At 42.7% G+C, this 20,226-nt stretch carries 17 protein-coding genes and 1 pseudogene; 11 read left to right on the forward strand and 7 right to left on the reverse strand.

Features of this window, described 5'->3' with window-relative positions:
• The first annotated feature begins 24 nt into the window (after positions 1–24).
• Positions 25–1,170 carry an N-methyl-L-tryptophan oxidase gene (gene solA, locus BLV00_RS01255; protein ID WP_093041399.1) on the forward strand — a complete coding sequence of 382 codons (1,146 nt, stop codon included), beginning with the start codon at positions 25–27 and terminating at the stop codon, positions 1,168–1,170.
• Positions 1,171–1,382: 212 nt separating this feature from the next.
• On the opposite strand, the pseudogene BLV00_RS01260 reads toward solA, so the two are convergent.
• The 3 genes and pseudogenes from BLV00_RS01260 to BLV00_RS01270 all read right to left on the reverse strand — a co-directional run.
• A pseudogene (locus BLV00_RS01260) lies at positions 1,383–1,586 on the reverse strand (thioredoxin reductase); the annotation flags it as partial.
• Positions 1,587–1,871: 285 nt separating this feature from the next.
• Positions 1,872–5,477 (reverse strand): outer membrane protein assembly factor BamB family protein, encoded by a 3,606-nt coding sequence (locus tag BLV00_RS01265; protein ID WP_093041401.1) that lies wholly within the window; start codon positions 5,475–5,477, stop codon positions 1,872–1,874.
• 87 nt (positions 5,478–5,564) lie between these two features.
• Positions 5,565–6,653 carry a HupE/UreJ family protein gene (locus tag BLV00_RS01270; protein ID WP_093041404.1) on the reverse strand — a complete coding sequence of 363 codons (1,089 nt, stop codon included), beginning with the start codon at positions 6,651–6,653 and terminating at the stop codon, positions 5,565–5,567.
• 776 nt (positions 6,654–7,429) lie between these two features.
• Here BLV00_RS01270 and BLV00_RS01275 point away from each other — a divergent pair.
• Both BLV00_RS01275 and BLV00_RS01280 read left to right on the forward strand, forming a co-directional pair.
• Positions 7,430–7,765 (forward strand): PadR family transcriptional regulator, encoded by a 336-nt coding sequence (locus BLV00_RS01275; RefSeq protein ID WP_093041407.1) that lies wholly within the window; start codon positions 7,430–7,432, stop codon positions 7,763–7,765.
• A gap of 1 nt (position 7,766) precedes the next feature.
• Positions 7,767–8,105 (forward strand): DUF1048 domain-containing protein, encoded by a 339-nt coding sequence (locus BLV00_RS01280; protein WP_093041410.1) that lies wholly within the window; start codon positions 7,767–7,769, stop codon positions 8,103–8,105.
• Positions 8,106–8,645: 540 nt separating this feature from the next.
• On the opposite strand, the gene BLV00_RS01285 is transcribed toward BLV00_RS01280, so the two are convergent.
• The gene (locus tag BLV00_RS01285; protein ID WP_093041413.1) at positions 8,646–9,695 is read right to left on the reverse strand and encodes an NAD(P)/FAD-dependent oxidoreductase; all 1,050 of its coding nucleotides are present in this window, start codon (positions 9,693–9,695) and stop codon (positions 8,646–8,648) included.
• 150 nt (positions 9,696–9,845) lie between these two features.
• On the opposite strand from BLV00_RS01285, the gene BLV00_RS01290 reads away from it, so the two are divergent.
• The 6 genes from BLV00_RS01290 (at position 9,846) to BLV00_RS01315 (ending at position 15,251) form a co-directional block, all read left to right on the forward strand.
• Positions 9,846–10,691 (forward strand): ABC transporter ATP-binding protein, encoded by an 846-nt coding sequence (locus tag BLV00_RS01290; protein ID WP_093041416.1) that lies wholly within the window; start codon positions 9,846–9,848, stop codon positions 10,689–10,691.
• Positions 10,642–11,574 carry an iron-hydroxamate ABC transporter substrate-binding protein gene (locus BLV00_RS01295; RefSeq protein WP_093041418.1) on the forward strand — a complete coding sequence of 311 codons (933 nt, stop codon included), beginning with the start codon at positions 10,642–10,644 and terminating at the stop codon, positions 11,572–11,574. The genes BLV00_RS01290 and BLV00_RS01295 overlap by 50 nt, the downstream gene beginning before the upstream one ends.
• A 169-nt stretch (positions 11,575–11,743) precedes the next feature.
• The gene (locus BLV00_RS01300; protein ID WP_093041420.1) at positions 11,744–12,754 is read left to right on the forward strand and encodes a FecCD family ABC transporter permease; all 1,011 of its coding nucleotides are present in this window, start codon (positions 11,744–11,746) and stop codon (positions 12,752–12,754) included.
• Positions 12,751–13,761 (forward strand): FecCD family ABC transporter permease, encoded by a 1,011-nt coding sequence (locus BLV00_RS01305; protein WP_093041423.1) that lies wholly within the window; start codon positions 12,751–12,753, stop codon positions 13,759–13,761. The genes BLV00_RS01300 and BLV00_RS01305 overlap by 4 nt, the downstream gene beginning before the upstream one ends.
• A 210-nt stretch (positions 13,762–13,971) precedes the next feature.
• Positions 13,972–14,643, forward strand: a complete 672-nt coding sequence (locus tag BLV00_RS01310; RefSeq protein WP_093041425.1) for a lysozyme family protein — start codon at positions 13,972–13,974, stop codon at positions 14,641–14,643.
• A 191-nt stretch (positions 14,644–14,834) separates the two neighbouring features.
• Positions 14,835–15,251 carry a hypothetical protein gene (locus BLV00_RS01315; RefSeq protein WP_143030659.1) on the forward strand — a complete coding sequence of 139 codons (417 nt, stop codon included), beginning with the start codon at positions 14,835–14,837 and terminating at the stop codon, positions 15,249–15,251.
• A 78-nt stretch (positions 15,252–15,329) separates the two neighbouring features.
• On the opposite strand, the gene BLV00_RS01320 is transcribed toward BLV00_RS01315, so the two are convergent.
• A complete protein-coding gene (locus tag BLV00_RS01320; protein ID WP_093041432.1) occupies positions 15,330–15,905 on the reverse strand; it encodes a general stress protein in 576 nt (191 codons plus the stop codon).
• Positions 15,906–16,197: 292 nt separating this feature from the next.
• Here BLV00_RS01320 and BLV00_RS01325 point away from each other — a divergent pair, with 292 nt between their 5' ends.
• Positions 16,198–16,380, forward strand: a complete 183-nt coding sequence (locus tag BLV00_RS01325) for a hypothetical protein (protein WP_093041435.1) — start codon at positions 16,198–16,200, stop codon at positions 16,378–16,380.
• A 131-nt stretch (positions 16,381–16,511) separates the two neighbouring features.
• Here BLV00_RS01325 and BLV00_RS01330 read toward each other — a convergent pair whose 3' ends face one another.
• A complete protein-coding gene (locus BLV00_RS01330; RefSeq protein WP_093041439.1) occupies positions 16,512–17,516 on the reverse strand; it encodes an LLM class flavin-dependent oxidoreductase in 1,005 nt (334 codons plus the stop codon).
• A 906-nt stretch (positions 17,517–18,422) separates the two neighbouring features.
• Here BLV00_RS01330 and BLV00_RS01335 point away from each other — a divergent pair.
• The gene (locus BLV00_RS01335) at positions 18,423–18,971 is read left to right on the forward strand and encodes a DUF1572 family protein (protein ID WP_093041442.1); all 549 of its coding nucleotides are present in this window, start codon (positions 18,423–18,425) and stop codon (positions 18,969–18,971) included.
• Positions 18,972–19,198: 227 nt separating this feature from the next.
• Here the strand turns inward: BLV00_RS01335 and BLV00_RS01340 are convergent, their stop codons facing one another.
• On the reverse strand, positions 19,199–20,149 hold the full coding sequence (locus tag BLV00_RS01340) for a nucleoside hydrolase (protein ID WP_093041445.1): 951 nt from the start codon (positions 20,147–20,149) through the stop codon (positions 19,199–19,201).
• Positions 20,150–20,226 lie beyond the last annotated feature (77 nt).

Genomic DNA, 20,226 nt, shown 5'->3' on the forward strand with positions numbered 1-20,226 from the left:
CTAAATCACGAGGAGGCGAAGGAAGTGGATGCTGACATTGGAATTATTGGAGTAGGTACTATGGGCAGCATGGCAATGTGGCAGTTAGCCAGGAAAGGGGTTTCTGTATTAGGGTTTGAACAATTTGGTACAGGGCATGATCGTTCCGCGGCTAGCGGGGAATCCAGGTTGTTTAGAACGGTTTATTTTGAGGGGGAAAAGTACGTCCCTTTATTACAGGATGCGAAGAAATTATGGTCACAATTGGAAGAAGAATCAGGCAATCAATTATTGACATTGAACGGTGGTGTAATGATTGGTAATCCTAACTTTGAAGAAATGAAAAATGCCATGAAATCTATTAAAGACTTTAGTTTAGAACATGAACTGCTATCTCCAGAGCAGGCAAAGGAACGTTATCCGCAACATCATCTTGAATCAGAAGAAATAATGATTTTAGATAAAAATGCAGGTTTTCTAAGACCAGAACTGTCGACCGTATCGGCAGTAGCACGGGCTGAGTCTCTTGGAGCAACGGTTAATAGGTACACTAAAATTGAAGAAATCATACCAGATGACAACGGAGTAACAATAAGAACAAAAAACAATGAATATCGAGTAGGTAAGGTTTTAGTAACAGCGGGTCCCTGGGCCGGGAAACTGCTTCCGCAATTGAATGAAATTATAACCGTCAAAAGGATTGTTCTAAGCTGGTATACTCCTAAAAACATTAACCAATTTATGCCTGAGCAATTCCCTGTGTTCGCACATCTGGGCGATGATTTTAAACTAACCGGAACGCCTACGATCGAGGGAAGTATGGTCAAAGCATCAAATAATCCAACATTTAAAGATGTTAGTAGTCCTGATCAATTAAATAGAGAAGTCTCAATCGAGGAAATAATAACTGCCAGCAATGTAATCAAGGGAAAGATTCCAGGATTGATCCCACATCCTGTAAGATCGACAGCTTATATGGATGCTTCTACACCCGATGGACATCCAATTGTAGGAGAAGTTCCTGAAATTAAAAATACTGTATTTATGTGTGGGTTCTCAGGCCACGGCTTTAAGATGTCACCAGTGATGGGGAAAATAGCTGCAGAACTTTTAGTTGATGGGAAAACAAACTATTCGATCGAACACCTCTCACCGCAACGAATGGTAGATAGCGCGTCTTTATTGAGTTAGTAAGAGACTTTAAACATACGTAAAACAGTAGCTGATCCTCAGTGAATCAACGATTGCCGGGTGTCTGACCGTATGTAGAGCTTTAAATATGATTTAGTTTTACCAATAGAAGCTTTTCCTTTGGAAGTGAGTGGGCGAGGTTCAGACACCCTTGCTGTGCAATAAGAAACAAGCACCTGCATGTATAGGTGCTTGTTTTCGTGTATGTGGATTTAATTCTTCGTCATTTCCCTGACTAATTCACGGTTTCTCTTTTTAAAAACATCGTTATGGGAGGACACCATGGCAACAGCATTGGCATCTGGTTCGATGAATTGCTTGGCTTTATTAATGGCATTGGCTGCGTCCTGGAAGGCGCCGGCAATCAAGTTCAGCTTTCCTTCATGATTCAGGATATCTCCCGCTGCATAAAGGCCAGTGTGCCTGACCCCCAATACGCTAATAATTTAGCATACTGGGGGTGTCAGGCACCGTTAGATAGCGAATTTACGAAATCTGCTAAAGAGCTTGTATAGTAAATAATGTTGGCCAGTTTCTGGCTACTAGATGCGTGGTGCTATATGAATAGTGATATCTTGAAACCGAGTATTCCGAATAAGGGCAGGGTTGTGGAAGACTTGATTGCAAGATAATGGGCTAATTAAGCTTTTTTAGAAACATAACCCGAAGTAGGATGTCCTTTCTTCGGGTTATGTTTCTTTTTATGGGGTTATTTGTTGATAAAGGTTACTTAAAACGGTGAAAGGATTGGTCGAATCACTACCCTTGATGGCTGCGATATATCGGGTCAAAGTAAAGCTTTCACTTGGGGAAAGCTCGATTTGCTTTTTGGTCATCATCCAGTTTCCATTTCCGTAAGCACTCAAGCCGTTCATATCTCCCGTATATAGGAATCCATAGACTTGATTATCGGTACCTGTCATCCCTATCCAAGGTTCATTGGGTGAAAATTTTTCCGGATTGGAATAGGAATTGGTGATGACCCCTTGGCCGGACACTCCGCTTTTTTGCCCGGCGCCATCATAATCCATGACGTCTCCCACCCATAATGTTTGGTCGTCACTGCCTGTATTTGTGAAGACCGTTTCTGTTTTGACCAATGCTTGATCAGCACCAATCGTATAAGTGGTCTCCACTTCAATCTCTGGGTTTTCCGTAGATTGTCCGGTTGCTTTCACGACCGCCTGGTCAGCCGTTACTCCTGCAATCTCTACATTATCATGTTTGGCGGTCAGCTGCTGCCATGCCCCGGTCCCAGTTGGTTCCATAGCAGAGACGTAAGGGAGGTTCATCCAGTCTATTTGGTCCTCAAATCCTTTGGCTGATACATCAATCGGCTTTCCTTTGGTCACGCCTGAAAGCTGGGAGTCTTCACTTACTTTAGCGATCGCCATCGCTAGTTTACTATTTTCCATGACGATATCCTTGGTAGTTGCCTCTGATCGCGGCCCGGGAACTGTTTTTCCAGTACTCGCATCCACAGATACCGGAGTCAAGGAAACATTCCATTCTTTTGGATTCCCCTTTGTAAGGTCCAACGTGGCTGTTTTCGTCTGATATCCTAGGCGGGAAACCTGAATTGTATAGCTTCCCGACTCAACAGCAAAGAGATATCTACCTTCCTTATCCGTTTGAACTGCCCGTACTTTTTCACCCTGGTCATCTTTGATAGTAATCGTTGCTCCAGCTATTGGTTCATTGGTCGCCTTATCCGTGATTTTTCCGGTTACTTTTGGCCAACGCTCGGCAGCTTCCCCGCCTGGGGTAAAGGCATACAGATTCCCATCAAAAGCACCAACTAACAGTGTGTTTCCTGAAATGGCTGGGGTGGATGCAACCCAAGTTCCAATTTCGTGGTTCCATAATGGTTGTCCAGTTATGCTGTCCAAACCGTATAACCTTCCATCATTAGAACCAATATAGACAGTTTTCCCACTGACTACCGGTGAGGAAATGATACCTCCTTCTGTGCGGTATTTCCATTTTAATTGACCTGTTTTTGCATCCAGTGCTGTCACGTTTCCATCCGGGAATCCCATATAGACAATCCCATCTTTTACAGCTGGCGTGGATCCAGTGGCATCACCAGGAATATAACTGGCATCTTTACTACGATAACGCCAGAGTTCCTCTCCTGTAGATGCATCAAGCGTTACCAGTTGACCGCCTTGGTGGCCGATATGAATACGTCCATCCGCAATCGTTGGCATGGAGTGCATCCATGCCCAAGAAATCTGATGACGCCAAATTTCTTCTCCTGTTTTCGCATCAAAGGCAAACAACCAGCCGCCATCACCACCGACATAAACTTTTCCGTCTTTGACAACTGCAGAAGCTTCGGAAATCCAGTTTCCTGCTAAAGGACTCTTCCATTTCACTTCACCGGTTTTACTGTCCAGGGCCATTAATTCGCCGCCCTTACCTGTACTATATGCTTGATAGACCGTACCTTCAGAAACTGTAGGGGAATAATACATCCATGCCCGTTGCACACTATCTTTTCCTATGGTCTTCTTCCAGATCAAATCCCCTGTTTTGGCTTCAAGAGCATAAAGTGTACCTCGAACAGTGGAAGCATAGACGACACCATCCTCTACTGCAGGGGAGGACTGCACTTGAGCATTGGCCTTAAACTGCCAAAGTTTCTTCCCTGTCTTCAAATCTACGGCATGAATGGCGTGGTACTTCGAATTACTTTCATCACGTGTACCTATATAGACGATTCCATCTACGATTGCAGGAGATGAAGTGAGGATCGAACCTGGTGTTTTGTAAGACCAATCTAGTTTCAGGCCTGGTTCAAGTTCATCTTTGGCAACCCCTGTATGTTGAGCGTTCCCGTGGAACATGGACCAATTTGCCCCAGGTTTTGGGTCTGTATCTTTCCCAGACTCTACAATTGTGAAAGTATTAACTTTACTCCATGTATCTCCCTTATCATCGGTCACTCGTACTTCTATACTATGCTCGCCTAGGGAAGTTTCACTTGCATGCCACTCTCCCATCCAAGTAAAATCGCTGCTTTGGTTTAGAGATTCCCACGGTCCCCCATCGATACGATACTTCACTTTCTGTACCAGGCTTGTCGTATTATAGGCATTCACTAGAATACCGGTGTCTTCTTGAGGGATTTCGCCGCCAGCGCTTGGGTTCACAATCGATAAACTTTTTTCTACGCCATACATCTTGAATTGTGTATCTGCCTCTTCCCCCTTAAAGGTAATTTTTCGGAATCCGTTAGGTGTTTGGTCAATGGTGTAGGAGCTTGAATTTGTTGTGATATGCTTTGCACCCGGAATCGTGTCGACCGCCACATCATTCACATGGGTGTGTCCCACCAATACAAGACGGGCATTGTATTTAGCAAGAAGTTCCTTGAATTGTTTGGTGTAAGTAGGCGCTGGAGTTTGTGGTGTATTCATCGGCTTATGGACAATTACAATGACTTCCTTATCTTTTGCATTGAGTTCCAAATCCTTTTTAAGCCACTCGATTTGATCCGATTCTTTGAAGCCTAAAATGTTTTCCAGCGTAACAAAGTGCTTCTGGCCATAATTGAAGGAATACCATTCGGGACCTAAATATTTACGGTACCTGTCAATACGTTCCGCATAGGTAGAGCCCGGAGCAAAATCATGATTTCCGACAGCAGGGTATACCGGCAGGTCAGAAGCAGCCGTACTTGCTGTATAGTCCTGGAATTCCTCGTGGGTTGCACGGTTTGTCAAATCTCCGCTTACTGCAATGAAAGCGGGATCCCCGGATAATTGATTTACTTGTGCCAGTTGATCGGTAAATCGTTCACGGTTATTTGTCGTGCCCTCCTGTACATGAACATCGGCCAGGTTGACAAAGCTGAAGTTGGGATTATTCGATTCCGGATTAGGGAGTAATCCAAAGTTCTGTTTTTGCGTCATCCCTTTCTTTAACTCGCCAAGCTGTTTGTAGAATTGAGGGGTCTGATTTTCATCGGTAGGGACACGATAACCATTGGGTACGGTAACAAAGACAATATCTTTGATACGTCTGTCGATATCCATCCTAAGTTCATAATTACCATGTTCATCCGTAACAGCTAGGGTTTTCCCATCAGAAACAGTGACGTTAGCAATTCCCTCTTCATTCTCCTCTTGCTTCCCATTATCATTTTTGTCGTTATAAACTGTTCCTGTAATCGTTGCATAATCCCTTTCATCTGCAATAACCGGTTTAATAACAGCTAATAATACTAGACTCATTAAAAAGATAATTGCCACAGGCTTTAGCTTGCGCATACGTTTTTGCCATTTTTCATTGATTGTACCCAATAATTTCTCCTCCTTTTAAAAATTTCCCATTCTAAGTTAGAAACCTCTACCTAAAAGTGGCATCACCTCCTCCCAGCAGGGTCAAAATCAAACAAAGACCCTTTGAAAATACCAGGTCAATCCAATGATGAAAATTAACGCATTGACCATTCCATGGACCGTAATCGCCCACTTATATTTTCGAATGAGGAGAAGCAACGGAAAAAGCGTGGCTATAATTAGAGCTTGTCCCGCTTCTACTCCTACATTGAAAGTAATGATCGGAAGCAGCGACTCCCAAATGGAGGACTGAAATATATGTAAAGCACCGGCGAATCCGACACCATGGATTAACCCAAAAATGAATACGACTCCGTAGCGATAGATCGAGGAAAATCCTAAGAAATTTTCGATTGCTACAAACATGATACTTAATGCAATCAATGGTTCTATAACAACAGCAGGAATGGATAATACATCAAGCGCTGTCAAGCCAATCGTGACACTATGAGCGAGCGTAAACAGCGTCATCACTTTCCAAACATCTGCCATATTTCGGGATGTGATCACAAGTGCAATAATAAAGAGAATGTGATCCCAACCGATCAAAATGTGATGAAACCCAAGCTGTATAAATCTCAAGCTTTGACCAATTAGCGTCTCCTTTTCAATTTGAAGGTTTCGTTCCCCGCCGTTAAAGACAAAGCGTCCCGATTGATCACCTAACTGATAAGAAGCAATATTTCGATGCGACGGGTCATTATCATCAAAGAAAACATTATATGTAATTTGTATGGCGGCTGAATCAGGGTTTTTTACTGGAAAGTGCAGTACCAAATGCGCATAATCACGGCCTCTTTTTCTTTTTACATTGGTTTTCACAATTTTTCCTTGTAAAAGGGCTCCGTGATTATAAATGAGAAGGTTCGATTGAAGGTATTGCTCAATTATCTTTTCTTTATTTTCTAAAGCCCATTTCATTTGTGGGGTAGTAGCTTCAGAGGTTATTCCCAAATCGATCAATCTAGACAATTCCAGATAATCAAGCTCTAGTTCATAACGCAGTCCTTGCTCATCAAATGTTATGTTTGAATACCCTTCACTGTTGTCTGTATGCGCAGAAGCCCCAATGGGAAAATAGATGAAGGTTAGGGTGGAAAACAGGAAAACAAAACACCATTTTTTCAATTCTGACATATACTCAAACCCTTCCAGAAATATTTAACAATTGTGACAACCTATGGTTGAGTATATAAACAAAGTTTTAAGTCACTGTTAATAAGGTGTTAAAGAATTTAAAAAAAGATTAAGAATGAAAAGGTAAACGGCAGTTCTCCCGGATAACAGGACAGGTAACCAAAGACAACACTAAAAACCTCCCACCCTCGCCGTCTATCTAACTACCTTCTAATGTCATGTCGTTATGGTTACTAAAAAAGAGAGGAGAAGAACCCAGGATTTTTCGTCTTTTCTTAATCTTTATCTAGCGTTAAAGTTTTATAGGGTTTACAAAATTCTAATTATTTTTACAAAAGGTTATTCAGGACTCATCCCGTGTGGGGAAATTGAAATGAACTTTAAAGGAGACATTGTAGAATTAATTGATGATTGTATAAATTTAATTAAAGAGAATGTTCTTAAATGAGTTATTACATAATCGGGGACGATTGCTTTTTAACTAACGTGGCATTTTAGATTAAGATAGAATGGTTTCAAATGAAACCATAGCACCAAGAGGTGAAAGTGTTTCGTTAATGAAAAAAGAGTAGGATTATCTTCGTTAAGTTTGATCCTAGTTAAACACCTATGAAAGTTGTAATAATGGGATTTTGACGAAAATTTTAATCCTTGACAAGAGACGCTACTATGTATTACTATTTACCAGTAATAAGTATTACTGAATATCAGTAAAACAAAATACCTGTGATACAGAGTACTGAAAAAAATACAGCAACATACAAATGGAGGTAAAAATGGGAAATTTCAGAGAAATGATGAAAGGGGTGCTTGAGGGTTGTGTGCTTGAGATCATCAGCCGTGGCGAAACTTACGGCTATGAAATCACTCAACAGCTACGAGAACTTGGCTTCACTGATGTGGTTGAAGGCACAGTTTATACGATTACCATGCGCCTTGAGAAAAACAATCTGGTGGACATCGAGAAAAAGCCTTCCACTATGGGACCACCGAGAAAATTTTACACACTCAACGCAGCAGGTCAAGAGCATCTTGAAATCTTTTGGCAAAAATGGGAATTTGTCTCGAGCAAAATTAACGAACTAAAAACTGAAAATAGAAAGGAGAATTAATATGATTTTTTTTGAAAAAATTATTGGAAGTCTGGATGACAAGCGAGAATGGAAGGCGATGGAGGCACGTGCGAAGGCACTTCCAAGTGAGTATTATAACGCTTACAAAACGATCCAAAAGTATATGTGGACCACTGGTGGTCCCTCTGACTGGAAGGACACCAGCCGTATCTTTGGCGGCATACTCGACCTCTTTGAGGAAGGTGCTGCGGAAGGCAAGAGAGTCACTGACCTCACGGGTGAGGACGTGGCCGCTTTCTGCGATGAGCTATTGAAGGACGAGAAAACCTGGAAAGACAAGTATCGTACGAAGTTGAACGATACGATTGTTCGTGACTAACAGCTAAATCCTAATCCGATACTTTTGATGCGGGTGTCTGCGCCCCGCCCAGGATCATGCGCATTTTACAAACAAGAGATTTTCCAGAGAAAATGATATGTTTTATATCATTCATTTTATGGTATAATAACTACAGAAGTAATATATATTAAAAAAGACCGCAGATGCGTCAACATCTACGGTCGGTAATAGAATGGTTCCCTGCAAGGGGGATCGGCACGACAGAGGGAATAATCCACCTGAGTCCTTAGCTCAAGGGTGGATTATTTTTTTTGGTTAAATGACAGTATGCCCATCACCAATGTTGCGAATGCTACTGCAAACATTAACGCTTCGTATACTGTCATCGGCATCACCCCCTTTCTTATGGGGATGGATGCCGACCACCCTTGAGTCACCTATTCTATTACTTAATAACATTATAACATGGTTATACCTTCCTGAAGAGGTATAAATTATGCATGAAAAATGCCTAACATCCGTTGCGTAATGCTTTACTACGGCGGAAGTCAGGCACCGTTCATTTATGTGTGTGAAAACTTAATGCTTCGTCATTTCTCTGACTAATTCACGGTTTCTCTTTTTGAAAACATCGTTATGAGAAGACACCATGGCCACAGCATTGGCATCTGGTTCGATGTATTGTTTCGCTTTATTGACGGCGTTGGCTGCGTCCTGGAAGGCGCCGGCGATCAAGTTCAGCTTTCCTTCATGGTTCAGGATATCCCCTGCTGCATATAAGCCTTCCATCGATGTTTCGCTCGTTGCCGTTCCTTTTACGAAATATTGGTCGACTAACTGGATATCAAATTTGGTATTTTTCAGGAGTGAGGTGTCCTGGTCGAAACCGTGATTGACGATAACATCATCTACCTCTAAGTAAAAGCTCTCTCCGGTCTTATTACTAGTCAGTTCCACCTGCGAAATGTTTTCATGGTCATCCGAAGCCAATAACTTCGAAATCGTGGTATAAGGAAAACATTCTACCGAACTGTTTTCTAATTGGGTGATTTGCGCTTCATGCCCGCTCAGGCAATTTTTCCGGTAGACGAGGTAAACTTTTTTGGCTACTGGTTCCAGTTCATTCGCCCAATCGATTGCTGAATTACCACCGCCTGAAATGATGACCGTTTTATCCTTAAATGTTTTCAGCGATTTGACGGTATAGTGGAGGTTTCCAAGTTCGAAACGTTCTGCCCCTTCGATGTTAAGCTTCTGAGGCATTAAAATGCCGCTGCCTACTGCCACAATGACGGTTTTGGAATAATGAATCCTTCCTGATGCCGCTTCTAATAGAAAGATTCCATTTTCATCCCGTGAGATGGATACCGCTTTTTCGTTGAGCACTACTTTCGGATTGAACGTTAATCCCTGTTCAATCATCTGGTCCATGAGCTGCTTTCCTGGAACGGGAGGGAGGCCGCCGACATCCCAGACCATTTTCTCCGGATATATGAGAACTTTCCCGCCTAACTGCGGCTGGAATTCGATGATTTTTGTTTTCATTGCCCGTAGTCCACTGTAAAAAGCAGAATAAAGCCCCGCTGGCCCTCCGCCGATAATGGTGACATCAAAAATTTCTTTTCCCATGAACGATTCCCCTCCAATATGTAATTCCTTTTAAACCGATAAACTTAATATGGAAAATGTTGTTGACAAAGCGAGCGAGCCGACTTATAGTATCATTATAAACGAAAGTGATAATCATTCTCAACAAAATATTTATTTGGAGGCTTCACAATGCGCCGTTTATCAACCGAACATTTACATATCGGCTATGGGGAAAAAACGATTGTCAGTGATTTGACGTTGGAGATACCAGATCAGAAAATCACCACCATCATCGGTTCCAATGGGTGTGGAAAATCCACCTTGTTGAAAGCGATGACACGAATCATTCCGTATCAATCGGGATCGGTCATTCTTGATGGCGCCAGCATATCAAAAGAAGATACGAAATCACTGGCCAAAAAGATGGCGATCCTCCCGCAGAATCCGGAAAGTGCTGGCGGGTTGACGGTTGGGGAATTGGTTTCTTATGGACGTTTTCCTTACCAGAAAGGGTTCGGCCGTTTAACAAAAAAAGATTTCGAGGTCATTGACTGGGCGCTTGAAGTAACCGGTATTGAAACATTCAAATACCAGCCTGTCGATGCTTTGTCCGGCGGACAGCGCCAGCGGGTCTGGATTGCCATGTCCCTTGCCCAGGAAACCGAGATGATTTTCCTTGATGAACCGACCACCTATTTAGATATGGCTCATCAGCTCGAGGTCCTTGAGCTTTTGCAGAAGTTGAACAGGGAACAGGGACGAACAATTGTGATGGTGCTGCATGATTTGAACCAGGCCGCCCGGTTTGCCGACCATATTATTGCCTTGAAAGACGGGAAGGTCGTAAAAGCCGGTTCCAGTGAAGCGGTGATCCAGCGGGAAGTCCTCCAGGAAGTATTTAAAATTGATGCGGAAATCGGCAAAGACCCTCGCACCAATAAACCAATGTGCATCACTTATAATTTACTTAAAGGAGAAGAAGACAATGAAAAAGATACTTATGCCAATCCTGCTCTTATTCGTGCTTATTCTTAGTGCATGCGGAAGCACATCAGGCGAAACAGCTTCCGGTGAAAAAGAAAGTGACAAAGAAAATGACCAGCCTGAAACAATTACTTATGAATCAGAAAATGGACCGGTAGAAGTACCGGCGAACCCGGAACGAGTCGTTGTATTATCATCCTATGCCGGAAATGTTATGGCGCTTGATGTCAACCTTGTCGGCGTGGATTCCTGGTCGAAGATGAATCCGAAGTTTGAAGAGGAATTGCAGGGTGTCGAGGAAGTTTCCGATCAGAACCTGGAAAAAATCATCGAACTGAATCCGGATTTAATCATTGGACTTTCCAACATTAAAAATGTCGATAAACTAAAAGAAATAGCACCGACCGTTACCTATACATACGGCAAATTGGGCTATTTAGAGCAGCATGTAGAGATAGGGAAGCTTTTGAACAAAGAAGAAGAAGCGAAACAATGGGTGGAAGATTTCAAAAAGCGTGCCCAAAAAGCAGGCGAGGACATCCGGGCTGAAATCGGGGAGGATACCACGGTTTCTGTCATTGAAAACTTCGAAAAGCAGCTCTATGTGTTTGGTGATAACTGGGGACGAGGCACGGAAATCCTTTATCAGGAAATGAAGTTGAAGATGCCTGAAAAAGTGAAAGAGATGGCGCTGAAGGATGGCTACTATGCCATTTCTCCAGAAGTACTTCCGGAGTATGCCGGCGATTATATCGTATTCAGTAAAAATGCCGATTCCGAAACCTCTTTCCAGGAAACGGAGACTTATAAAAATATCCCGGCCGTGAAAAATGACCAGGTCATTGAAGTGAATGCCAAGGAGTTTTACTTCAACGATCCGATTACATTGGAGCATCAGCTGGAGTCATTTAAGGATGCATTTCTAAACGAGTAATCTATGAGAGGAATTCACCTGCTGAATTCCTCTTCTTTATACTTTAATAAAGTCTAATTTGTTAAAGAATTAAAGTATAAGAAATTACTAAGACTTTCACCATAAAAACTTGGCGACTAGCCAAGCTTTTCTAATACGTGAATCAATTTACAGAGAAGATGGGGTTTCCATGAATAAGGACAAACAGCTTACACGTTCATTTACATATCAGTTTATCATTGGCTTGGTCGTATTGAGCCTTTCATTTGCGGCAGCCATTTTTTTTGGTGCAGCGGATACAACAGCTCGCGATGTGTGGCTGGCGCTGACTTCTAACGTGAAGTCGGAAAGCGTCACTATCATCCGGGAATTACGGCTTCCCCGCGAAATCGCCGCCATCTTAGTCGGGGCCGGGTTGTCTGTCGCTGGTGCCATCATGCAGGGGATGACCAGAAATCCGCTAGCTGACCCTGGACTGCTTGGTTTGACGGCCGGAGCTAACGCTGCTCTCGCTGTCACACTGGCCATTTTTCCATCCACCAATTACCTCGGGATGACGATCGCCTGTTTTATCGGTGCAGGCGTAGGGGCAGGACTGGTGTTTGGTATCGGCTCGTTAAAAAGGGGAGGGTTCTCGCCTTTTCGGATCGTACTGGCAGGGGCTGCCGTGTCTGCGTTTTTGTTTGCAGTGGCGGAAGGAATCAGTCTTTATTTTAAAGTATCGAAGGATGTGTCGATGTGGACAGCTGGCGGGTTAGTCGGGGTGTCCTGGGTACAGGTTCAGGTGATCGTGCCATTCATCCTGATTGGTCTCGTCATTTCCTTTTTGCTTGCGAGGCAATTGACGATCCTCAGTCTCCATGAAGAAGTAGCCGTTGGACTGGGACAGAAAACAACGCAGATTAAAGCAATTTTATTTATCCTGATTATCCTGCTGACCGGCGCTGCCGTTGCGGTGGTCGGGAATATCGCATTTCTTGGCTTGATGATTCCCCACATCGTGCGACCAATCGTAGGGAAGGATTATCGGGCGATCCTCCCGATGTCGGCTGTGTTCGGTGCTTCGCTCATGTTGCTGGCTGATACGGTCAGCCGGACGATCAACGCGCCATATGAAACACCGGTGGTAGCAATCATCTCGATGATGGGATTGCCTTTCTTCCTGTTCATTGTGCAAAAGGGAGGGAGGAGTTTCTCATGATTCATCCGTCTCTTATTAAAAAACAACGCATGCTTATGGTAATTCTCACAGCCTTAATTATTGTTACGGTCCTTGTCAGTATGGGTCTGGGGTACTCTTCTGTATCGTATAATCGCATCATTCCGACGTTGTTTGGAAATGGTACCTTCAAAGAAGAATTTGTCCTGTTTTCGATTCGGCTGCCCCGGATTATTATTACGCTTTTGGCAGGAATGGCGCTTGCACTGTCGGGCGCTATCCTGCAGGGAATCACCCGCAATGATTTAGCGGATCCTGGCATCATCGGAATCAACGCCGGTGCAGGCGTCGCAGTCGCTGTGTTCTTTTTATTTTTTCCAATTGAAGCAGGGTCGTTCGTGTATTTCCTTCCGTTGGCAGCCTTTCTTGGTGCCTTCCTGACAGCCTGCCTCATTTATATTTTTTCTTATCAAAAGAAAGTGGGGATTCAGCCGACCAGGCTGGTACTGGTAGGTGTCGGATTTTCCATGGCATTATCAGGAGCCATGATTGTGCTCATTTCATCTGCGGAACGGGAAAAAGTAGATTTTATTGCGAAATGGCTCGCGGGGAACATATGGGGCACCGATTGGCCGTTTATTTTGGCGATACTGCCATGGCTGATCGTCCTTGTTCCTTTTACGTTATATAAATCCAACCGGCTGAATCTCCTGGGATTAAGTGAGCCGGTTTCGATTGGTGTCGGCCTCGCGATTGAAAAAGAGCGGATCGTCCTGTTGGTGACAGCCGTGGCTCTGGCTGCATCGGCCGTATCGGTAACCGGAGGTATTGCTTTTATCGGACTGATGGCGCCTCATCTCGCTAAATCGTTAATCGGTCCGAGAAATCAACTATTCCTGCCCTTGGCATTGTTGCTTGGCGGGTGGCTGCTGTTATTTGCGGATACGATCGGACGCAATGTACTCGAGCCGGACGGGGTTCCAGCAGGTATTATGGCAGCATTGATCGGCGCTCCTTATTTTATCTATTTATTGTTGAAGAAGGTTTAGCCCGCTTTGCTGCAGGTGACTGACCCCTGGTATGAAGAGCTATTATTTTTTGTTAGTTTTACCAGTAGGAATTTCTTGTGGAAGTGAGTGCGAGGTTCAGGCACCCTCGGTAGGGGCTGGGCACGCACGGTCGGTTTATATTAAATACGAGCCAATTTAATCGTAGAATGGTAAAATATAGATAGATATTCTGCGAGAGGGAGAAAACACATGGCTGGAAGCAAAACTAACAGGAAATTCAAAACAGCGTTGAGAAAAGTTTTCTTCAAGAATGTTCTCCCGTTGCTGCTTGTCATTGGCGTGATACAGCTATTTGCAAACAGCCCGATCGAAGAAAATGTGATCAGCAGTCTTACTTCTGAAAAGAAGGCGAATCTATCAAAGCAAGTGTTGCAGTATGAAGATAAAGTGGAGAAATACGCAAAAGAAGAGGGAATAGAAGATTATGTACCTATAATTCTAGCCTTGATGATGCAAGAATCTGGTGGGAGAGGGGACGATCCGATGCAAGCTTCCGAATCGTATTGTGGTTCTGTCGGTTGTATTAATGACCCTGAAAAGTCGATTGCACAAGGCGTTTCCTATTTTGCTCTTACCTTGGAGAAAGCAGATTATAACGTTAAATTAGCTTTGCAATCCTATAATTTCGGAGCTGGATTTATTGATTACGTCATGAATCATGGCGGGAAATACACGCAAGAGTTAGCGATCGAATTCTCTGCTATGAAGTACGAGCAGTTACAGCACACCGGGATTTATAGCTGCATTCGCGAAGAGGCGCTGCAGTATGATGCTTGTTACGGGGATATTTATTATGTAGATGCGGTATTGGAATATTATGATGAAGAGAACAATGAAAATAGGAAAGTGGCAAACTTTTAATAGAAGAGGCTGCTTCCTAAGTCTGTAAAAGGCTTAGGAAGCAGCCTTTTTATGTCCTCTTGCAAGATGTTTTCACTTTATCATAATTGTTAGACAGCAATTTCGTAGAGGAAGTGGGGAAAGGGGTCTTGCTCTTTTTGTCGAAGTATGGAAAGATGAATTTAGATTCATTTTTTCAGGGAGGCAAAAGCGTGACTAGTAAACTCAAAGTTTTTGAAAGTAGTACCAATGCTGACCACCTTCATTGTGCCCTTATCAAACTGCCTGGGGTAAAATATGATGCCAGCGCCCAGGGGCCAACCATCGGTTATCGCGTAAACGGTCAAACGTTCAAATTCGCAACCTTGCACGGTGGGAAGGCTTATCAATCACTTGTTTTACATATGGAACCCGGAAACCCTGTTTCGGCGATTGGAAAAGAAAAGCAGCGAGAGATCCAGGAGGTTTTGGATTTTGATATCCGAAAATGCAGGAGCCACTTGTTGAAGCGTCATGAAGTGTATATTCCTTTTGAAAAGCTGGATTGTCTGAGTGCGTTTGCCAGTATTCAGCCATTTATCAATGAGGCGATGGAAGCGCAAGAGAAAGAAGGAAGGATAGTAGTTTAATCCTCCCTTCTTTTGTGTAATAAAAGCTTGTTAAAAAAGCCTGGTTCCTTGTTTGAGGAACCAAGCTTATTATAGTCCTTACCGGTGATTATATTGGTTAGATCCTGTACCTACACCTTCCGGGTACATGGAGGAATTTTCTGTTCTGCTTTCCAAGAAGTTATGATAGACAGCACTTTGCTTGTTCTCTGGTGCTTCGACGAATACGATTATTTTTCCATCTTTTAAATCACTTTCATACTGTTTCGCCTGTTCTTCCGGTATCCCTGCTCCGACCAAGGCTCCCACGATACCACCGCTTCCAGCTCCGACTCCGGCACCTGACAGGGTAGTGGCAAGTGGACCGGCAGCTGCTATGGCACCGATACCAGGGATGGTCAATAAACCAATTCCTGCAATCCACCCTGCGATTCCTCCAAGGACACCGCCTGAAGCTGCACCATAACCAGCGCCAATCCCTGAGTTCTTGCCTCGACCGGTTTTGTTTTTAGAAACATCCGTGTCTGTTTCGTCTTCAATTTCATTTACCTGATCTTTGTCTTTAGCGAATACAGTAATGTCCTCACTTCCGAATCCTTCATCTTTCAATCCTTTGATCGCTTCTTCAGCATCTTGAATGTTACTGAATACACCACCGATGATTTTCTTATCCATAACTCTTATCACTCCTTCTTTAGAGTTTGGCTATATTAATCCTTTCCCAATGTCGAGAAGAAAATAAACATGATTTCCGTGAATATACCAAATGGGTCAAGGATCCAGGGGGCAAAACCTACTTTTTATATATGAAACCAAGTCGGTTCTCGCATCGGCCCTTATCAAATTGCCTGGCGTGGAATATGATGCCAGCGCACAGGGGCCAACCATCGGTTATCGCGTAAGCGGTCAAACGTTCAAATTCGCAACATTGCACGGTGGGTAGGTTTATCAATCACTTGTTTTACATATGGAACCCGGAAACCCTGATTCGATCATTGGAAAAGAAAAGCAGCGAGAGGTCCAGGAAGTATTGGATTTTGATATCCGTAATTACAGGAGCCACCTGTTGAAGCGTCATGAAGTGGATATTCCTTTTGAAATGCTGGATTGTCTGAGTGCGTTTGCCAGTATTCAGCCATTTATCAATTAGGCGATGGAAAACCAGAAGAAAGAAGGAAGGATAGTAGTTTAATCCTTCCTTCTTTTGTGTAACAAAAGGTATGAATCATTTATGATTTTATAGGAAACACAGCTCCGTTGAGAGTTTGTTAGATTGCCAGGTTATTGTACTACTTTTTCCTTAAACGCAGGCATGACTTCCTCTTCTACCAGCTTCATGGATTCTAGTACTTTTTTATGTGGCAGCCCACCAAAATTCATTAACATCATGATATGATCACAGCCAGCTTCCTCATATTTTCTTAACCGTTCGATCACATCTTCAGGACTACCTATTAACAGCTGTTCTCTAGCTTCTAAATCTTCATATTTTGCTGACTTGCCGTATAGGCGTGTATCTAAATATAAATTCAGATGTTCCGCTGCAACTTCTATTGCTTCTTCTCTTGTAGGTGCAACATAGGTGTGTAAGGCTAACGGAACGTTTATTTTTTCTGCGTCATGACCAGCTCCTATATAATGCTGCTTATAGTCATCGAGAATCTCCTTCAACGAGGAAAGGGAGTCGCTTGCAACATAGGGCACACCCATGATGTTGTAGCCCATTCTGCCAATATGCTTTGCCCCGTTGGCACTGAGGGCACCAATCCAGACAGGTACTTGCTTTTGTTTAGGAACAACTTCTAATTTCACATCATGAAATTGAAAGTATTCGCCGTCATGAGAAAAAGTCTCTCCGGTCCAGGCTTTTTCAATTACAGCCAAAGCATCGTTGAATTTGAAGGCTTTGTCTTTTCCGTTAATATTAAATCCCGAAAACTCGTGTGGCAAATAACCACTTCCAAGTCCTAAATTTAACCGGCCATTGCTTAACACATCTAATAGTGCGTAATCCTCGGCTACCTGGATGGGATTTTTGAAAGGGAGCGTGACAATGGAAACACCAAGACGAATGTTTTTCGTTCTTTCTGCAACTAATGTCAATAACATTTGTGGGGAGGTCAGAATGCCGTATTCACTGAAATGATGTTCTGCAAACCAAACAGAATCGTAGCCTAATTGATCGGCAGCCTCCGATTGTTCCACAACTTCGAATAGCAGATCCTCCGGTTCACGCCCCAGACGACTTTTGTAATTATCAAAAACCGTAAACAACCCAAACTTCATGATAAAACCTCCAATAGATTAATTTGATTTAAAAAAACCAGCAGTAATGGACCCCGTCTCGAACAGCATCATGCTGCAAAACAAGTTTCCAATACTGCTGGTTGTTGTACTCGTTTATATGTATGCGCTTACAAAATTCATTATATTCAAACTACTTTTGGAAGTCAAGAATTCATGATATTTAATTCGATATAGCACTACATACAATAAATATAGCTGTAAAATTCGATAAATACACAATACCGAATCCTGACCCAATATGCTAATGCTTTAGCATGTTGGGTCATGCGATGTCTAGGCACAGTTTTCTATTTGCGGATGGCTGCTTTTCCGTACGAAAAGTGATGGTTAAACACTTCTTCAGTCAAAGTGACAGGTTTTATATTCTTTATTTTATGGTATAATAACTACAGAAGTAATATATATTAAAAAAGACCGCAGATGCGCCAACATCTACGGTCGGTAATAGAATGGTTCCCTGCAAGGGGGATCGGTTCTTCAGACGGAATAATCCACCTGAGTCCTTAGCTCAAGGGTGGATTATTTTTTTTGGTTAAATGACAGTATGCCAATCACAAGTGTTGCGAATGCTACTGCAAACATCAACGCTTCGTATACTGTCATCGGCCTCACCCCCTTTCTTAGGGATGAATGCCGACCACCCTTGAGTCACCTATTCTATTACATAATGACATTATAACATGGTTAAACTTTCCTGAAGAGGTATGAATTATGTATCTATAATGCGTGACCCACTGCGCTAATACCTGGGGGTCCGGCGCCAATTAATTAAATCACGCACTTTCGGTCTATTCGCTTTCTATGGTTGTTAATTTTGCTTTCAGCAGCAGGACGACATCGTGTGTGAGAAATATACAAGCTGATAAGTAAACAGGGAGGGAGATCATGGAGGTTGAAAGTGAGTATCTGCGTATTGTGATTGAACGTTTCGAAAGCTTAAAGGTTCTTGGAGATAAAACCTTTCGTCAAATTTCCGAGGAAGATATCCATTGGAGTTATCATGAAGCTTCCAATAGTATTGCGATCGTCGTTAAACATATGAGCGGTAATATGGTGTCGAGGTGGACGGATTTCCTGATTTCTGATGGGGAAAAAACAAGCCGAAAACGCGATGAGGAATTTGAAGATGACATTTCTTCCAAAAACGAATTGCTTACACTTTGGGAGTCTGGATGGAATGCTTTATTTACGGCCTTAAGGTCCTTAACACCTGAGGGTTTATTAAAACAGATTACCATTAGAGGTGAAAGTCACCTGGTCATAGAGGCGATCGAGCGGCAGGTGGCCCATTACGCTTATCATGTAGGTCAAATTGTGTATATTGGTAAGCAAATAAAAGGCGAAGAGTGGAATAGCCTCAGCATTCCAAGAGGGAAGTCGGAGGAATATCTTAAACAAATGCTCGAGAAACACAAGGGGGAAGAGGAAGATTAAAGGAAACCATTACTGAATAGTAAAGGACTTTACTTAAACCTCCTTTTTATTAGTAGGGGAAAATTGTATAAAACACATGTCCTTTTTGATTACATCCGGCGTATCGATCAATATTTTTATGGAAAGAAGCCTGCTTCCCCCAATTGTACTAATACTTTGGCATGCTGGGGGTGAGGCACCGTTTGATATGTAAGATTTTTTTAAATAGATAAAGGCCTTATTGTCATTTATCTGGATGGTGTAGTCATTACATTGATAAAATCTTTTACAAATGCCTCGTAGTTGAACGATATGGCAATATGATCTGTATTTTCTGTAACCTGTTCGTTAGATCTAGCTCTAAAGTCAGCGAGACTTTCTCCTTTTGTGTTGTCAAACGCAATGGATACAGAAGCCTGCCGATTAATATACTGGACTTGTGCCGGATTGGCTAAAGCAAATACTGTAAAAACATCATGCAAAGGACTGCCTGCGAGACTTGGGTCTAATTTCTTGTAGGCAGCGGTATAATAATCAAAAATAGGTTTTATAAGTTTGGTGAATGCATTAAATGGCTGAGAGGTGATCTGTCGAATGGTTTCAGGTGTTATGATTGCGTAATTCGTAACGTTTAATGGAGTGATAAAGACATTTCGTAACTTGTTTAATACGAGGTTGGCAGCTATTGCATCCCCATGAAAGTTAGCTTCGGCATCAGCTGTTACGTTGCCTGGTACTAAAAAGGCGCCTCCCATAATATAAAAGGCACGCACCTTTTTAAAATACTCATCTCCTCCTAATAAAAAAGCGATCGCAAGCGATGTAGACCTTCCTACATCTACGATAACTAGATTATCTTCGTAATTATCGATGATTTTAAATATCTCATCGAAATTCACTACCTCGTGTTGAAGAGTTTCTGGAGGACGGATTGGGCCTAACCCCTCTTCTCCATGGATTTCTGGGTAGAATACAGCTATTTCACCACTGAGCGGACTTCTTGCTCCGGCGATGATAGGAATATCATTCCTTCCTGCCAACTGTAAGAGATATGCTACATTCTGGGTTGCCTGTTGTTGTGGCACGTTACCATAACTTGAAACGATACCAACCACATTTATTTCAGGATTTAAAAGTGCATACATAATTGCTAATGAATCATCAATTCCTGGGTCACAGAACAGTAAAACATTATACATGTACTTACCCCCTATCAATATAGACAAGTTATTCTATGAGTGAATTCGTTCATATATAACAATCTATATCCTAAGTG

This window comes from Thalassobacillus cyri (genome assembly GCF_900107755.1).
GTDB classification, from domain to species: domain Bacteria; phylum Bacillota; class Bacilli; order Bacillales; family Halobacillaceae; genus Thalassobacillus; species Thalassobacillus cyri.

What these genes read in the sequence shown, in the direction of transcription:
- BLV00_RS01300 (WP_093041420.1), top strand. Translation starts at nt 11,744, where the DNA reads ATGAATAAGGACAAACAGCTTACACGTTCATTTACATATCAGTTTATC.
- BLV00_RS01280 (WP_093041410.1), top strand. Translation starts at nt 7,767, where the DNA reads ATGATTTTTTTTGAAAAAATTATTGGAAGTCTGGATGACAAGCGAGAA.
- BLV00_RS01285 (WP_093041413.1), bottom strand. Translation starts at nt 9,695, where the DNA reads ATGGGAAAAGAAATTTTTGATGTCACCATTATCGGCGGAGGGCCAGCG.
- BLV00_RS01275 (WP_093041407.1), top strand. Translation starts at nt 7,430, where the DNA reads ATGGGAAATTTCAGAGAAATGATGAAAGGGGTGCTTGAGGGTTGTGTG.
- BLV00_RS01295 (WP_093041418.1), top strand. Translation starts at nt 10,642, where the DNA reads ATGAAAAAGATACTTATGCCAATCCTGCTCTTATTCGTGCTTATTCTT.
- BLV00_RS01290 (WP_093041416.1), top strand. Translation starts at nt 9,846, where the DNA reads ATGCGCCGTTTATCAACCGAACATTTACATATCGGCTATGGGGAAAAA.
- BLV00_RS01310 (WP_093041425.1), top strand. Translation starts at nt 13,972, where the DNA reads ATGGCTGGAAGCAAAACTAACAGGAAATTCAAAACAGCGTTGAGAAAA.
- BLV00_RS01305 (WP_093041423.1), top strand. Translation starts at nt 12,751, where the DNA reads ATGATTCATCCGTCTCTTATTAAAAAACAACGCATGCTTATGGTAATT.
- BLV00_RS01270 (WP_093041404.1), bottom strand. Translation starts at nt 6,653, where the DNA reads ATGTCAGAATTGAAAAAATGGTGTTTTGTTTTCCTGTTTTCCACCCTA.
- BLV00_RS01320 (WP_093041432.1), bottom strand. Translation starts at nt 15,905, where the DNA reads ATGGATAAGAAAATCATCGGTGGTGTATTCAGTAACATTCAAGATGCT.
- BLV00_RS01335 (WP_093041442.1), top strand. Translation starts at nt 18,423, where the DNA reads ATGGAGGTTGAAAGTGAGTATCTGCGTATTGTGATTGAACGTTTCGAA.
- BLV00_RS01330 (WP_093041439.1), bottom strand. Translation starts at nt 17,516, where the DNA reads ATGAAGTTTGGGTTGTTTACGGTTTTTGATAATTACAAAAGTCGTCTG.
- BLV00_RS01325 (WP_093041435.1), top strand. Translation starts at nt 16,198, where the DNA reads ATGGAACCCGGAAACCCTGATTCGATCATTGGAAAAGAAAAGCAGCGA.
- BLV00_RS01340 (WP_093041445.1), bottom strand. Translation starts at nt 20,149, where the DNA reads ATGTATAATGTTTTACTGTTCTGTGACCCAGGAATTGATGATTCATTA.